At 65.9% G+C, this 14,252-nt stretch carries 11 protein-coding genes; 5 read left to right on the top strand and 6 right to left on the bottom strand.

Annotated features, from left to right (window positions below; genetic code table 11):
- Positions 1–51: 51 nt before the first annotated feature.
- The 4 genes from W7S_RS23265 to W7S_RS23250 all read left to right on the top strand — a co-directional run bounded on the left by W7S_RS23265 (position 52) and on the right by W7S_RS23250 (position 5,381).
- Positions 52–1,536 carry a M28 family metallopeptidase gene (locus W7S_RS23265; protein ID WP_009952594.1) on the top strand — a complete coding sequence of 495 codons (1,485 nt, stop codon included), beginning with the start codon at positions 52–54 and terminating at the stop codon, positions 1,534–1,536.
- Positions 1,533–3,005 carry a M28 family peptidase gene (locus W7S_RS23260; protein ID WP_041298094.1) on the top strand — a complete coding sequence of 491 codons (1,473 nt, stop codon included), beginning with the start codon at positions 1,533–1,535 and terminating at the stop codon, positions 3,003–3,005. The genes W7S_RS23265 and W7S_RS23260 overlap by 4 nt, the downstream gene beginning before the upstream one ends.
- A 212-nt stretch (positions 3,006–3,217) precedes the next feature.
- Entirely contained in the window at positions 3,218–4,201 is a 984-nt protein-coding gene (locus W7S_RS23255) for an NAD-dependent epimerase/dehydratase family protein (protein WP_041298092.1), read from the top strand.
- Positions 4,202–4,346: 145 nt separating this feature from the next.
- The gene (locus tag W7S_RS23250; RefSeq protein ID WP_232518850.1) at positions 4,347–5,381 is read left to right on the top strand and encodes a hypothetical protein; all 1,035 of its coding nucleotides are present in this window, start codon (positions 4,347–4,349) and stop codon (positions 5,379–5,381) included.
- On the opposite strand, the gene W7S_RS23245 is transcribed toward W7S_RS23250, so the two are convergent.
- The 5 genes from W7S_RS23245 to W7S_RS23225 form a co-directional block, all read right to left on the bottom strand.
- Positions 5,365–6,585: a peptidoglycan DD-metalloendopeptidase family protein gene (locus W7S_RS23245; protein ID WP_014712458.1), complete on the bottom strand. Its 1,221-nt coding sequence runs from the start codon at positions 6,583–6,585 to the stop codon at positions 5,365–5,367. The two genes, W7S_RS23250 and W7S_RS23245, sit on opposite strands and share 17 nt — an antisense overlap.
- 25 nt (positions 6,586–6,610) lie before the next feature.
- A complete protein-coding gene (locus tag W7S_RS23240; protein WP_014712457.1) occupies positions 6,611–7,534 on the bottom strand; it encodes a class I SAM-dependent methyltransferase in 924 nt (307 codons plus the stop codon).
- 420 nt (positions 7,535–7,954) lie between these two features.
- Positions 7,955–9,211, bottom strand: a complete 1,257-nt coding sequence (locus W7S_RS23235) for an HNH endonuclease signature motif containing protein (protein ID WP_014712456.1) — start codon at positions 9,209–9,211, stop codon at positions 7,955–7,957.
- Positions 9,212–9,273: 62 nt separating this feature from the next.
- Positions 9,274–10,173, bottom strand: a complete 900-nt coding sequence (locus tag W7S_RS23230; RefSeq protein ID WP_014712455.1) for a class I SAM-dependent methyltransferase — start codon at positions 10,171–10,173, stop codon at positions 9,274–9,276.
- Positions 10,174–10,202: 29 nt separating this feature from the next.
- Entirely contained in the window at positions 10,203–11,645 is a 1,443-nt protein-coding gene (locus W7S_RS23225; RefSeq protein ID WP_231504905.1) for a serine hydrolase, read from the bottom strand.
- Between the two features lie 263 nt (positions 11,646–11,908).
- On the opposite strand from W7S_RS23225, the gene W7S_RS23220 reads away from it, so the two are divergent.
- Complete coding sequence (locus W7S_RS23220) at positions 11,909–13,357, top strand: peptidase (RefSeq protein WP_008261395.1); 1,449 nt, start codon at positions 11,909–11,911, stop codon at positions 13,355–13,357.
- 16 nt (positions 13,358–13,373) lie between these two features.
- On the opposite strand, the gene W7S_RS23215 is transcribed toward W7S_RS23220, so the two are convergent.
- Positions 13,374–14,249 carry an LLM class F420-dependent oxidoreductase gene (locus W7S_RS23215; RefSeq protein WP_008261393.1) on the bottom strand — a complete coding sequence of 292 codons (876 nt, stop codon included), beginning with the start codon at positions 14,247–14,249 and terminating at the stop codon, positions 13,374–13,376.
- Positions 14,250–14,252: the final 3 nt, after the last annotated feature.

Here is a 14,252-nt window from a genome sequence, read left to right as displayed (position 1 = left end):
CCCGACGTGTCCTGATCCCGCCCGCTCGGACCGCGGTCTAACCTGGGCGCGATGGTGAACAAACTCGCGACGTTGCCGGCGGCGCTCGCCGTGATCGCCCTGACCGCATTCTCGACCGGTTGCTCCCACCGGTCCGGCTCGGAGCAAACGACGGGTGCTGCCGAGTTCGCGTCCGCGCTGAAGGGCAAGGTGACGACAGACGCCATGATGGCCCACCTGTCCAAGCTGCAAGACATCGCCAACGCCAACAATGGCACCAGGGCGGTGGGGACCCCCGGCTATGAAGCCAGTGTCGACTATGTGGTGAATACCTTGCGCGACAGCGGTTTTGACGTGCAGACGCCCGAGTTCTCGGCGCGAGTGTTCCATGCCGAGAAGCCGGAGCTGACCGTCGGCGGCAGGCCGGTGGAGGCGCGCGCGCTGGACTTCAGCCTGGGAACCCCGCCGGGCGGGGTGAGCGGACCGCTGGTCGCCGCGCCGGCGAACAGCTTGGGCTGTGCGGCCGCCGACTACGGCGATCTCCCGGTGCGGGGCGCGGTGGTGCTCGTCGATCGCGGCACCTGCCCGTTCGCTCAGAAGGAAGACGCCGCGGCGCAGCGCGGAGCCGTGGCGATGATCATCGCCGACAACGTCGACGAAGAACAGATGGGCGGCACGCTCGGGCCGACCACCGAGGTGAAGATCCCGGTGCTCAGCGTGACGAAATCCACCGGGGTGCAGCTGCGCGGCCAGCCGGGGCCCACCACGATCAAGCTCGATGCCAGCGCGCAAAGCTTCAAGGCCCGCAACGTGATCGCACAGACCAAGACCGGTTCGGACGCCAACGTGGTGATGGCGGGGGCGCACCTGGACAGCGTGCCCGAGGGGCCCGGGATCAACGACAACGGATCGGGAGTGGCGGCGGTGCTGGAAACCGCTGTGCGGCTGGGCAGTTCGCCGCCGGTGCACAACAAGCTGCGATTCGGCTTCTGGGGTGCGGAGGAACTCGGGCTCATCGGGTCGCGGAACTACGTCGAGTCGCTGGACCTGGCCGCGCTCAAAAACATTGCCCTCTACCTCAACTTCGACATGCTGGCATCGCCGAACCCCGGCTATTTCACCTACGACGGGGACCAATCGCTGCCCATGGACGCCCGCGGCAAGCCGGTGGTCCCTGAAGGCTCGGCCGGCATCGAGCGCACGCTGGTCGCTTACCTGAAGTCGGCCGGCAAGACCGCGCAGGACACCTCCTTCGACGGCCGGTCCGACTACGACGGATTCACCCTGGCGGGCATACCCGCCGGCGGCCTGTTCTCCGGCGCCGAGGGGAAGATGTCCGCGGACCAGGCCAAGCTGTGGGGCGGGACGGCCGACCAACCGTTCGACCCCAACTACCACCAAAAAGGCGACACCCTCGACCACATCGACCGCACCGCGCTGGGAATCAACGGCGGCGGGGTGGCCTACGCGCTCGGCTTCTACGCACAGGACCTCAGCGGACACAACGGGGTCCCGGCGATGGAAGACCGCGTCCGGCACGTCCTCGCCAAGTCATGAATCCCCGCTGGGGTGCAACGCTGTTGCTGATCGCGGCGCTCGTGGCCGGGTGTTCGTCGACGCGGCCCGCCCCGCACGCCGCGACACCCGACCTCGGGCACGGCCTCGCCAAAAAGATCACCGTCGAGGGCATCCTCACCCATTTGCGCGCCCTGCAGGACATCGCCAACGCCAACGGCGGCAACCGCGCGGACGGCACGCCGGGCTTCAACGCCAGCGTGGACTACGTCGCCAAAGCGCTGCGCGACAAGGGGTTTGACGTGCAGACGCCGCAGTTCGACCGGTTGTACACCGTGTCGATGGGTAAGCCGTCGCTGACCGTCGCGGGCCGCACCTACCCCGTCGACCAGGCCTCGCTGCTGGTCCAAACGCCGCCGGGCGGCCTGACGGGGCAACCGATCCGGCCGGCACAGCCATCGGGTTGTGCCGCCCACGACTACCCGGCCGCGATGCCCAAGGGCGCGATCGCCGTCGTCGACGACACCCGCTGCTCGGTCGTCGATAAGCAGAACGCCGCGCTGGCCAAGGGGGCGAGCGGGCTCATCGTGCTTAGCGCGCCCACCGGGCGAGGGGCGCCGCCCACGTTGTTCAGTCCCGGTTATTTCAAGCAGCTGACCGTGCCGGTTGCCGTCGTCAACCCGTACGGCGCCTCCGCGCTGACCGGTGTGACCGCACCGATCCGCCTGGTGCTCGACGCCGTCAACACCAAGATCACCTCCCGAAATGTCGTGGCACAGACCAAGACCGGTTCTCCGCACGACGTCGTCGTGGTGGGTGCGCAGCTCGACGGTTCACGCGCCGGACCCGGCATCAACGACGACGGCTCCGGGGTCGCCGCGGTGCTCGAGACGGCGCGTCAACTGGGACCGCTGGCCCCGGTGAACAACGCCGTGCGGTTCGTGTTCTGGGGCGCCGGAGCCGAGGGGCCGAACGGGGTCATGGACTACGTGTTCGGCATGGACCGTGATCAGCTCAACGACATCGCGCTCTATCTGAACTTCACCATGCTGGGCTCGCCCAACGCGGGCTTCTTCACCGACGACGGCGATCAATCCGGCCCGCCCGGACCCGGAGTCTTCGCCGCGGACGTCCCCGAAGGCTCGGCGGGCATCGAGCGCACGCTGGCCGGCTATCTGAACCTGGCCGGCAAGCGTCCCGCGGACATGCCGCTGAATTCCCGGGCCGACTACCACCCCTTCATGGTCGCGGGCGTGCCGATCGGCGGACTGACCACCGGTTCCTCCCAGACGAAGACCACCGTGCAGGCGCGCTTGTGGGGCGGCCAGGCCGGCGTGCCGTTCGATCCGAACTTCCAGAGCCCGCGCGACACCGTCGACAACATCAACCGGGAAGCCTTGGGGATCATGGGTTCTGGCGTCGGTTTCGCGGTCGGCAGCTACGCCGAGTCCATCGGCGGGGTCAACGGCGTGCCGTCACACGACAAGAGGCATCGCACCCGAATGCCGTAGGGGCGTTCTGTCGGACACTGCAAAATAATGCGCTGCGCCAAGCGCTATATCGCTCGCGGGAGTTTAGCAGGCGTCCGCGATCCCAGCAGCAGAATCATCGAACTCCTTTCCTGAGAACATAAGAGCTTCCACTATCAAGCCGGATCGCCCACCGAGCCCGTGCGTATCGATTAAGCTCTCGCCCTACCAGTAGCAGGCGAGGGACGAACCAGATGGAAATACTTGTCACGGGGGGCGCAGGCTTTCAGGGAAGCCATCTATGCGAGTCGCTACTGGCCAACGGGCATTGGGTCACCGTCCTGAATACGTCGTCGAAGAGCGCGAACCGAAACACCAATGACTTTCGTTCGCACCCGCGAGCGGCCTTTATCTCCGGCTCGGTGACCGACGGCGAAACTGTCCATCGCGCGGTGCGGGAGCACCACGTCGTTTTTCATCTGGCCGCCAATATCAACGTGGACCAGTCTTTGGGTGATCCAGAGAGCTTTCTCGAAACCAACGTCATGGGTACCTACCGCGTGCTCGAGGCGGTAAGGCGCTATAAGAACCGGTTGATCTACGTGTCAACCTGCGAAGTGTACGGCGACGGACACAATCTGCGGGACGGCGAGCTTCTCGACGAGACAGCTGAGCTCAAACCGAACAGCCCCTACGGCGCCTCCAAGGCGGCGGCGGATCGGTTGTGCTATTCCTACTACCGCTCCTATGGGCTTGACGTCACGATCGTTCGGCCATTCAACATCTTCGGGGTGCGCCAGAAAACCGGGCGCTTCGGTGCGCTGATTCCACGACTCGTCCGGCAGGCCATCAACGGCGAAAACCTGACGATCTTCGGCGACGGTTCGGCAACGCGCGACTACCTGTACGTCAGCGATATCGTGCGCGCATACAACCTGGTATTGGAAACCAGCGCGCTTCGTGGACGGGCGATCAATTTCGCGAGCGGCATAAACACACGGGTGAAAGACATCGTCGAATATGTCGCCGGAAAGTTCGACGCCAAAATCGAACGTCGCGAAGCACGCGCCGGCGAAGTCGCTCGTTTCCCCGCCAACATCGACTTCGCGAAAAGTCTCGGATTCAAGCCCGAAGTCGGTATCTGGGAAGGCATCGACCGCTACATCCAATGGGCCAAGGATCAGCCACAATACTCCTACCAACAAGACGGGGTCAGCGGCGTCTTGTCGCCCCTATGAGTCCGGCGATTACCGATCTTTCAAAAAGTGCGTCTTGCCCAGCACATCGCCGTTAGGCTGGTGAAAGCTTCCATCCCACAAATGGCTCGGTGTTACGTGTTCGCGGAGCAAGGACCTTGAAGTGAACAGTCCGGCTGAAGTGTCGATGCGTGGCGGCGAGTTTGATGGTGAGTTTTTGACGTCGCTGCGCCAGGAGGTCGACGCGTGGAGTGCGCATGACGCGCTGGCGCAGCTGGTTGCGATGTTCGGCGGAGTTTTCCCGCGGCACGCCAATCTGGCAACCCGGTTGGCCGCCCTGGACGAGTTCAGTGCGGTATGGGATTACCGGGGCCGGGCGAGGGCGCGTCGGGGCGGGCAGCAGGTGCGGTGCCAAGACGCCGACGGCGGGGCGCGGTGGATGATCCAGCGCCTGGACCTGCCGGACCGGCAACTCGACACGATCACGACGCTGGCGCGACAGCTTGGCCTTACCGACGAATCACGGCGCACTGACGCAACGTTCGACTACATGCTGGTGATCGGCACCGGACGCTACTCGAACATGCTTCGGGCCCGGTGGGCGCGGAATCTGGCCGCCGAGAATCGCGTCGGTCATATCGTGCTGGCCGCCGCTTCTCGGCAGCTATTGCCGTCCGAACACGACGCGGCCGCGTCCTGCGCGCCGGGCGCGCGTACCGAATTCGAGTTGTTGGCGGCCGCCGCGACCGACGCGTTCGGGGTGGATACCCGCGAAGCGGTACGGCATGGGCGGCAGCGAGTCGGCGACCCGCATCGGGGCCAGATGGTCTGGCGCTTCAGCGAAGACAGCAACGACGTCGGGCTGCCCATCACACTGCTCGAGGCGCCGTCGCCGGACCCCAACAACCGCCGCGCCACCTCCGCGGATACCTTCACCTTTACCGCGCGGAGCCTGGATATGCAGCGATCGAGTTGCCTACTGGTGACCGGTCAGCCGTTCGTCCCCTATCAGAACTTTGACGCGCTGCGGACTCTGACCCTGCCGTTCGGAATTGGCATCGAGACGGTGGGCTTCGGCATCGACCGCTACGAAGGACTGCACGACATGGACCTGCAGCATCCCGCCAAACTGCTGCAGGAGGTCCGCTCGACGATCCGGGCCGGCCGCAGCCTGCTGGAACGCGTCGAGGCCGCCCAACTCACCGCTACCCGTCGGCGGTGATTGTGCACGGTGTGGCGGGCGGGTAGTTGCCCGATACCGCGCGCAGCCGCCCCGGCGGCGGCCAGGGCCGCAGGCCCATGTTGCCCAGAAAGCGCAGCGGATTGACGTGTGCGCCCCGAACCCGCGTCTCGAAATGCAGGTAGCCGTCCGCTGATTGACCTTCCGCGCCGATGCTGCCGATTTGGGTGCCCGCATTGATTCGATCACCGACCGCGATGTGCGTGGCGCCACCTGGCCGAAACACGTAGCGGATTTCGGAGTCGCCGTCCGAGATGATCACCGAGCAAAGGTGATCGACTTCGCCTGTGCGGCAAACAGTTCCGGATATGACGGCGTAGATCGGGCTGCCGGGGTCAGCGGCGAAGTCGACCCCGGGATGGAAACCGTCCGCGCGGGGTCCGTATCCGCGCCCGATCGCGCGTGGCTCCGCCTCGATCGGCAGGCGCGCCCCCGGTTCGGTCCGGTCGAAGTCGCCACGCACCCGCCGCCGGTAGTCCGCTTTGAGGACGTCGACCTCTTCGAGTGCGTAGCCGAACAGCAGGGATCGGTCATAGGCGACACCGAAGTTGTGCCGAAAATCGGGATCCAGCCGCATGTAGTGCCTGACGCGTGCGATCCGTTCCTCCAGCGTCGACCAGCCGTTGTGCGTCAAGCGGATTCCGTCCAGCCGCCCTATCCGGCCGTGGTCGGTGATGTTGGCCGGCCAGTGCGAATTGTGCATCAACTTGGAGCCCGCATACAGGCCCGGGTACCAACGCCAAAACGGCCCGCGCAGCGCCTCGGCGGTGCCCATCACGGGCACCATGTCCGGGTAGTCGGGGTCATCCCAGCGGGAAACCATCGGACACATCAGCGCCGCCACGTCCTCCGGTGTCCGGGCAAGCACTTCACGGATGTCGACGTCGATCTGGAAAACCCAGTCGGCGTCGACCATCACCATCCAGTCCGGGCGACAGAAATCGGCCATCCGGTAGAGCAGGTCCAGGCCGGTGGACTCGGGGATCAACCATGGCGTGGACGGTAGATCCGCCCGGGCGCGAACAACATTGGTGACCGCGGGATGGTTCGCGAGAATCGCGGCGGTGTCGTCGGTGCTGCGGTCGTCGATCGCGTAGATCTCGTCGCTGAAGGCGGCCAGCGAGTCCAAGGTATCGGCCAAGGTTTCCCCGGCATTGTGGGCGCGCGTTACCGCCAGAATCCGCATCGTGCTGTCCTCTAGGTCGCGGCTATCACGCGAGAACCGAAATGTAGTAGCTGGGCTTGTCGGAAGGCGGGCTGTGATTGCCGGACATCGTCGGAAGGCCGTGATCGGCCAGCAGCTGCGCGGCCGTGGTCCCCACCGAGCGCCACCCGTGGTTGTCGAGGTAGTCGGAAACGTCGCTGCGGGCCCCGGAATAGTTCAGCGACCAGATGTCAAGATGGAATCCATGGTCGCGCCAGCTGCGAGTCGCACCGCGGATGATCTCTTCGACCCGCTCGGAGTCCAGATCCGACGACCCCACGAACGTCTCCATGGCCATCTGGCTTCCCGGTGCGCTGAGATCGGTGACGTTGTCCAGCAAGCGATCCTGGGCGTCCGGGGGCAGATAGCCGAACAGTCCTTCGGCGATCCAGGCGGTCGGTCGCGCCGGCTCGAATCCGCTCCGCAGCAGCGCGGCCGGCCAGTCGTGGCGCAGGTCGGCCGGTACCATCCGCAGACGCGCCGTCGGCTCGGCACCCAGCTGCGCCAACGTTTCGGCCTTGAATTGCAGCACATCCGGTTGATCGATCTCATACACCGTCATCCCGGGCGGCCACGACAGTCGGTAGCCGCGCGCGTCGAGGCCGGACGCCAGGATCACCGCCTGGCGGATCCCGGTGGCTGTGGCGTCCTTAAGGAACTGATCGAAGTAGCGGGTGCGGGCCACCAACTCGGTGGTCATTCGCTGTAGGCCCCAGGCCGCTTCGGGATCGTCGACGTCGGACGCGTGGAGCTCTCCGGTGGCCCATCTGATGAGGAATTCGATACCCACCGCGCGGACCAACGGTTCGGCGAACGGGTCCTCGATCAACGGCTCGGCCGAATTGGTGGCTCTGGCACGGCCCGCGGCCACCAGCGTTGCGGTTGCGCCGACATGGCTGGTCAGATCCCAGCTATCGTCGTCTCTCCGCACCGCCAATCCTCCCTTTTCGCTCGCGCCGCCGCCCCCGGGAATTCGTCGACCAATCCGAACCTTTTCCTCCGCCATTCCGCACCACTCTGGCCAAAGAATCGCATACAAACGAGGTGTTGGGTGGCGCTATTCGCCCGAAACCCAATGAGCCGAGGGCGACTGGACCGATTGGCAAGGGGCGCTGCCCTGCTCGCGAACCTCCGGGGTATGTGGGAACCCGGATATCGGGAGTCTGCAATCGCGCCAACGCGAACCGGCGCCAACAAACGCAGGTCGACAACCGCCACATTGGCGCGCGCGCTGACCGTGGATGCTGATGAGGTGCACGACGAGCTAGGCGGCCGGGTGGTGTGAACTAATCCCGTTATGCCCCAGCGTGTTTGATCGCCATCACTGTGCCGGTGGCGCCCGGTGGCCGGGCTAGTTGTTTGTCGGTGGTGGTTGGGGTTGGAAGGGGTCATACCACCACCAGTCGGCGCGTTCCCCGGTAGGACCGGGACACGGCGGCACCGCGGGCGGGGGAAGGCTGGGTGGGCGTGCCAGTGATCCCGGGCTCAGTGGTCGGCCGGTGTCGTCGGTGACGGTGAGGTCGTGGGCGGGTCCGGTGAGGGTGATGTCGCCGCGGTGGTGTGCCCGGTGGTGATAGGGGCAGACCAGCACCAGGTTGGCCAACTCGGTGGGGCCACCGTCTTCCCAATGCCACAGGTGATGGGCATGCAGACCACGGGTGGCCCCACAACCGGGCACCACACACGCGCGGTCGCGGTACTCCAGGGCGCGGCGCAGCCGCCGGTTGATCACCCGGGTGGTCCGGCCCGCCCCGATGGGCTGCCCGTGGCGTTCGAACCACACCTCACAGGTGGCATCACAGGTCAACAAGCGGCGCTCGGCATCTGAGAGCAGCGGACCCAGATGCAGCGCCGCAGCGCGCCGTTCGATGTCGAGGTGGGCCACCACGGTGGTGTGCTGCCCATGCGGGCGGCGGGTGGCCTCGGCGTCCCAACCCGCCTCGACCAAGCGCATGAACGCATCGACGGTGGTCGGCAACGGCGGCCGCTGAGCACCGGCGTGCTCGCCATTGTCGTGATCGCGCTTCCACTCGGCGATCAGCGCATCACGATGAGACGCCAACGCCGCGTCGAACTTCGCCGCGTCGTGGTGCGGAAGTTTGATCCGGTAACAGCTGCCCGCCTCGTCGGTGGTCGTGGTGATCGAACGCTCGGGCCCCGACCACGGCCGCGGTTGGGGTTGGGGTCGCGGTTCGAGTTTGACCGCGGTGCGCAACTGGTTGACCGTGGCGACCGCGGCCAGCTGCGCGTAATGCTCATCAGATCCCTCGCCTGCGTGGGCGGCGATCACCCCAACCTGATCGGCCGACAACCGACCCTCCCGCATGCCGGCGGCGCAGCGGGGAAACTCGGTCAGCCGGCCAGCGATGGTGGCGATCGTGTGGGCGTTGCCCGAGGAACAGCCCAGCTTCCAGGCCACCAACGCCGGCACCGAGCGCGCCCCGGTCACACCCCACAACCCGTCACGATCAATCTCGGCCACGATCTCCACAATGCGCCCGTCGATCGCATTGCGCTGACCCGCCAACTCCGCCAACTCCCCGAACAGCACCTCCAGGCGGTCACTCGCAGTGACCACCACGGGCTCAGCGGACGCGATCGACGACATGACCACATCATCACAGCGACCACCGACAACACCGGGCCGCCAATCCCGATACGTGAGCCAAGTCAGGCCAGAGCGCCGCTGATGAAGAGGGTGTCGTCGTCGTCTGGAGCGGGCGCGTCGAGGCCACTGCGCCGGAACAGTTCTGCCAGCGGCACACCTTCGAGCTGCCAGCCCTTGGCGCCGAGGTAGTCGAGGGCGTGGTTGCCCTGGCCGGTGTAGACCAAGGAAGCCAGGTCGATGTCGACGCCATGGTCGCGGAACGGGTTGGAGACGGTCCGCGCTCGCTCGGCGTCGAAATCCACGATGCTGGTGACGAATTCGGTGGCTACCCTGCTTCCTGATGCGCTGAGTGCCGTGATGTTGTCGAACAGCCGGTCCTGGTCTTCTGGCCTCAGATACATCAGTAACCCCTCGGCCAGCCACGCCGTCGGTGCCGCCGAGTCAAGGCCGGCGGCGCGCAACGCCGTCGGCCAATCCGCGCGCAAGTCGACGGACACGGCGCGCAGGGTGGTCGAGGGGCGGGCGCCCAGCTCGGCCAAGGTCGTCGCCTTGAACTCCATCACTTGTGGTAGGTCGATCTCGTACACCACCGTCCCGGTCGGCCACGGCAGACGGTAGGCCCGGGTGTCCAACCCGGACGCGACGATCACCACCTGTCGAATCCCGCGGCCGGTGGCGCTGAGGGCGTAGTCATCAAAGTACTTCGTGCGGACCGCGTTTCCGTCGACCATCGCCCGGGCCACGGCCGGTGAGACGTCTGCGATCGCCGACATGTCGAGTTCGCCGTCCATCATCTTGGTGAACAGATCCAATCCCACCGCACGGACCAGAAGTTCGGCGAACGGATCGTTGATCAAACCGCGCGGATCCTTGGTGGCCATCGCGCGCCCGGCTGCGACAATGGTCGCGGTGACGCCGACGCTCGACGCCAGATCCCAGCTGTCGTCGTCGGTGCGCGGCATCAGGCCACCTTAGCCGTGTCCTCGTTGTGCTATTGGCGTCGGAACAGGCGCCCATGGAGGGTGCAGAACCAGGCGATGTTGCCGTCCGGCCCGCGGACGAAGTTGGACCGACTGCCGGTGGGTTTGCCGTCGGGTCCGATGTCGATCCCGTAATCGGGCCGGTAAAAGGCGAGCCCCAATTCGGCGGCATCCGGGCCGTCCGGGTTGGCATCAGTCAGGGTTCCAGCGAGCTGGCCGTCCCTCGCCCGGAATTCGATGACCGTTTGCTCGAAATTGCCATTTTGCGAGACTTGCCCGGCGACGTACCGGCCCTCGTAGGGCGCCAGGTCGGCGGGGCCGAGGCGTTGCGGTGCGGCGGGCAGGTTGCTGATTCCGGCGAATCTTCGCAACGCCCAGTCGCGGGCGAAAAGGTCGTTGATCAGATGAAATCCGCCGTCAGAGTTGGTGAGTACGGTCATGGCGAAGTCGCGATCGGGCACCATGAAAAAACCGGAACGTTGCCCCTTCCAGGTACCGCCGTGCTCGACGATGGTCACATTCTCCGCGGACGGCCGCAGCATCCAGGTCACCCCCATCCCGGTCAGCTCGACCCAAAGCGTGCCGCCCGCGCCCGGGTTCGAGCGCATCGCCTCCAGCGACCGTCGGCTCAGAATCTGCTCGCCGGTCGGCGCGCTGCCGTCGCCGAGGTGGAACCGCGCGTAGCGCAGCTGATCTCGCGCCGTGGACATCAACCCACCGGTGGGATTACAGCTGCGTGGAAACGCCCAAAACTCGCTTTCGACAATGGGTCTTCCGCCGACCACGGCGTGCGGCGCCGCCACATTCAGACCGATGATCTGGTCGGAGAAGTAGTGGGTGTGGGCAAGCTGCAGCGGATCAAGTACCAGCTTCTGCACGGCGGACTCGTAGGTTGTTCCCGTGACAAGCTCGATGATGCGCCCCGCCACCACGAGACCCGAATTGTTGTACGCGAACGCGGTTCCCGGAGCCGTCAGCTGCGGTAAGTGTGTCATCGCGTCGACGTAGCGCGCCACCGCGTCATCGCCACGCCCAAAGTCCTGGCCGTTGCGGCCATCCCAGCCCGCGGTGTGATTGAGAAGCTGACGGACGGTCACCGTGGCGCCGACCGACTCGTCGGCCACCGCGAAGTCGTGGATGTAGCTGCGCACGGGTGAATCCAGGTCTACCTTGCCCTGCTCGACCAGGCGCATCATCGCGGTTCCTGTGAAAGTCTTTGTGGTGGAACCGATTCGGAAGACCGTGTCACCGTCGACAGGCAACGGATGGTCGACATTGGTAACCCCGTAGCCCTTGACGAATTCTTGGCCGTCGACCCAGATAGCAACCGCGACGCCCGGAATCGCGTAGGCGTCCATGCCGGCGTTGATCTTGGCATCGAGTTCGTCGAACGCCACGCCAAGATCCGCGCGCTGAGCGGTTTCAACCACTGCAGCGGCGATTTCGCGTGGCAGTCGATCCGAATGGCTTTGTGGTGTCTTTGGCCTTCAGTGGCACCGTCCACATGACCGTCAATATAGCCGGGCTTACGTAACCATCGCGAGGCCTTCACACGCCGAGCCGTCAGCCAAGGCGACGGCGAGCCGCCGCCTTTCTAGCGCGGCCGCGTCCGGCCGGGGTTTGCTGGGTCTCTCGATTTCGCCCGCCGCGGACGGTCGGCACCTCTAGAATGAGTCCCCTTGGTGCTGCCGTGTCGCCGGTCGGGATGAGGTTGGTCATGAATAGCCATGCGCTCAGGTCGGCACTGGTCTGGGCGGCGGCGGTGCTGGTGGTGGCCGGCTGCACGACATTCGTCGACGGGCGCGCGCTGTCGATGCTCAACGACCCCTTCCTGGTGGGCGGGCTGCCCGCGACCAACGGGCCCAGCGGGATCCGCTCGAACGCGCCTAGCCCCACCGGCAAGGTGCTCAACACCGACAACGGCCCCATCGACAGGTTGGCGTTGCTCTCGGTCAACGACATCGAGGACTACTGGCAGTCGGCGTACAGCCGATCGCTCAAGGGCACCTTCGCTCCCGTCAGCAAGATGGTGTCCTACGACTCCAACGACCCGAGCAGCCCGATCGTGTGCCACAACGACACCTACAAGCTCGTCAACGCCTTCTACACGTCGCGCTGCAACCTGATCGCCTGGGACCGCGGCGTGTTCATGCCCGTCGCGCAAAAGTACTTCGGCGACATGTCCGTTACCGGCGTGCTCGCCCACGAATTCGGGCACGCGTTGCAGCAGATGGCGAAGCTGGTGACCAGACGGGACCCGACCATCGTCCACGAACAGCAGGCCGACTGCTTCGCCGGCGTCTATCTGTTCTGGGTCGCCGACGGCAAATCGCCGCGCTTCACGCTGAGCACCGCCGACGGCCTCGACCACGTGCTGGCCGGAATCATCACCACGCGTGACCCGGTGATGGACAGCGAGGCCGAAAACGACGACGCACACGGCTCGGCCCTGGACCGGATCAGCGCCTTCCAAATGGGTTTCCTCACCGGCGCCTCGGCGTGCGCGGCGATCGACCGCAGGGAGATCGAGCAGCGCCGCGGCGATCTGCCGAACGCCCTGCGGGTCGACTTCAGCACCGGAACGCCGGAGACCGGCGAGGTCCCGATCAACCAGGACACCCTGTCGACCCTGATGGAACTGCTGGGCAAGATCTTCGCCCCGGCCAATCCGCCGGTGCTGTCCTACCAGCCCGCCAATTGCCCGGACGCCAAACCCACCCCACCGGCGTCCTACTGTCCGGGCACCAACACCATCGCGGTCGACCTGCCCAAGCTTGCCGTCATGGGCAGGGTCGCCGACGAGAGCGAACAGTCCCTGCCGCAAGGCGACGACACGGCCCTGTCCCTCGTGATGTCGAGATACGCACTGGCGGTGCAGCATGAACGCGGCCTGCCGATGCAGAGCCCGTGGACCGCGCTGCGCACCGCATGCCTGACCGGCGTGGTGCACCGCAAGATGGCCGAACCCATCGAGCTGCCCTCGCACAACCAATTGCAGCTCACCGCCGGCGATCTCGACGAAGCGGTCGCCGGGCTGCTCACCAATCACCTGGTGGCCAGCGACGCGGACGGCACCAGCGTCCCCGCCGGCTTCACCCGCATCGCCGCGTTCCGTGGCGGCGTGACCGGCAACGCGGACGCGTGTTATTCCCGTTATCCGGGATAACGAAAGACCCCGCGGATCAGCCTATTTCGGCCAGCCGGGGAATCACCTCGTCACCCAGGCGGCGGACGAACCCGACCGGGTCCGGGTTGCCCGGCAGCGGGCCGACATTGATCATGTCCACACCGAGCCTGGCGTAGCGTTCCACGGTCTTCAGGTACTCGTCGATGTTCTCGAACGGGTCCGTCGTCGCGAGACCGCCGGACGTCTTACGAATGTCGGCGGGGTTCCTGCCCACCGCGTCGCAGTGCCGGTGCAACACGTCGATTTTGTGCTCGAGCTCCTCGACGTCATTCGACATGCTGTTCCAGATGTTGGCATACTGCGCGACCAGGCGCAGCGTCTTCTTCTCGCCATCCCCGCCGATCAGGATCGGGGGACGCCGAATCGGTTGCGGCACACAGATCGTCTCGGCCAGCCGATAGTGCGCGCCTTCATACGGGCCGTCGTCGTCACTCCACATCTGCCGGCAGATCTGCAACGTCTCCTCGAGCATTTCGAAGCGCGCGCTCAGCGGCGGATACGGAATGCCCAGCGCGGTGTGCTCGCGCTCGTACCAGGCCGCACCCAGCCCCAGCATCGATCGGCCCTGCGACAACACGTCCAGGGTGGTGACCGTTTTGGCCAACACGCCCGGGTGGCGGTAGGTGACCCCGGTGACCAGCAGGGTCAGGTCGATCGTGGCGGTCTGGGCGGCCAAGAACCCCAGCGACGTGTAGCCCTCGAGGAACGGGTCCTGCGCTGGGCCAAGCTCTTCCATCTGGAAGAAGTGATCGGCCAGGGTGAACAACGTGGCGCCGCCCTGCTCGGCGGCCTTGGCCGCGTCGGCCAGCGTCGGGCCCAGTCGCGCCGGGTCTCCGGGTAGAAAGTCGATGAAATGCAATCCCAATTCCATTGC

This window comes from Mycobacterium sp. MOTT36Y (genome assembly GCF_000262165.1).
Taxonomy (GTDB): domain Bacteria; phylum Actinomycetota; class Actinomycetes; order Mycobacteriales; family Mycobacteriaceae; genus Mycobacterium; species Mycobacterium intracellulare.
Note: the sequence above shows the minus strand (reverse complement) of the source record. Positions and strands in the feature narration are given on the sequence as shown.

Coding starts and splice junctions, on each gene's coding strand:
- W7S_RS23265 (WP_009952594.1), top strand. CDS start 52: ATGGTGAACAAACTCGCGACGTTGCCGGCGGCGCTCGCCGTGATCGCC.
- W7S_RS23260 (WP_041298094.1), top strand. CDS start 1,533: ATGAATCCCCGCTGGGGTGCAACGCTGTTGCTGATCGCGGCGCTCGTG.
- W7S_RS23255 (WP_041298092.1), top strand. CDS start 3,218: ATGGAAATACTTGTCACGGGGGGCGCAGGCTTTCAGGGAAGCCATCTA.
- W7S_RS23250 (WP_232518850.1), top strand. CDS start 4,347: ATGCGTGGCGGCGAGTTTGATGGTGAGTTTTTGACGTCGCTGCGCCAG.
- W7S_RS23245 (WP_014712458.1), bottom strand. CDS start 6,585: ATGCGGATTCTGGCGGTAACGCGCGCCCACAATGCCGGGGAAACCTTG.
- W7S_RS23235 (WP_014712456.1), bottom strand. CDS start 9,211: ATGTCGTCGATCGCGTCCGCTGAGCCCGTGGTGGTCACTGCGAGTGAC.
- W7S_RS23230 (WP_014712455.1), bottom strand. CDS start 10,173: ATGCCGCGCACCGACGACGACAGCTGGGATCTGGCGTCGAGCGTCGGC.
- W7S_RS23220 (WP_008261395.1), top strand. CDS start 11,909: ATGAATAGCCATGCGCTCAGGTCGGCACTGGTCTGGGCGGCGGCGGTG.
- W7S_RS23215 (WP_008261393.1), bottom strand. CDS start 14,249: ATGGAATTGGGATTGCATTTCATCGACTTTCTACCCGGAGACCCGGCG.